Source organism: Allobosea sp. 01N443 (assembly GCF_056399325.1).
On record NZ_JBFTRC010000412.1, the window covers coordinates 1 to 750 of the forward strand.

Sequence of the window (750 nt, forward strand, 5' to 3'; positions counted from 1 at the left end):
ACTCCCAGCCACCACTCCCAGCCACCCTCGACCGCGGTCAGCGTGCCGCTGGAGGCGGTGAGATTGCGGATCGCCAGCACATCGCCATCAGGATCCAGCGCCCCTGCGAGCAGTCCGATCGCGRTGATCAGCAACGTCTCGCAGCGCCCGATGCTGCGCAGGTTGACGACGCCGGCGAGTTGCGGCGCCCGGTTGCTGCGCGGGCTCCCGGAGCCGCCGGGATTCTCGCCACCGGGTCCGCCMGGGCTCTCGCCGCCCGGGCCGGAATGGCCGCCCGGGCCGGGGTGGTGGCCACCCGAGCCGCCGCCGGCCGAGGCGATCCCCTCGAAGTCATGGCCACCGCCACCGCCGGCACTGCCGGAGAGGCCGCCGCCATGGCTGAGCGTCAGGTTGTCGTTGCTGGCCGGATCGCCGAAGACATCCTCGAGCTTGGCCGGCGAGAAGCGGCGCAGCGGCAGTTGCTCATAGTCGATCGGCGGGGAATCGATGCCGAGGAAGGCGGCAAGCCCGCCCGCGCCGACGGCCTGGCCGCCGGAGCCGAGCGCCGGGTCGGGCTCGGGCTCCTTCTTGATCGCCCCGGTCTCGTCCTCGGCCTCCTTGTCGGCCTCCTCGGCCTGCGCCTGCTTCGGCGCGCCTCCCCCAGCCGCATCCTCGCCCGGGGGCTCGGTGGGCGGACCGAGATCGGACTTGGCGTGGCTGGGGAAGAGGCTCTTGACGTAGATCGCGACCGCGGTCAGCGCGAGCACGACC

The 750-nt window shown here is 73.3% G+C and carries 1 pseudogene; it reads right to left on the reverse strand.

The features are described 5' to 3' along the window. Positions 1–750 (reverse strand): annotated as a pseudogene (locus AC1DRP_RS36745) (hypothetical protein); the annotation flags it as partial.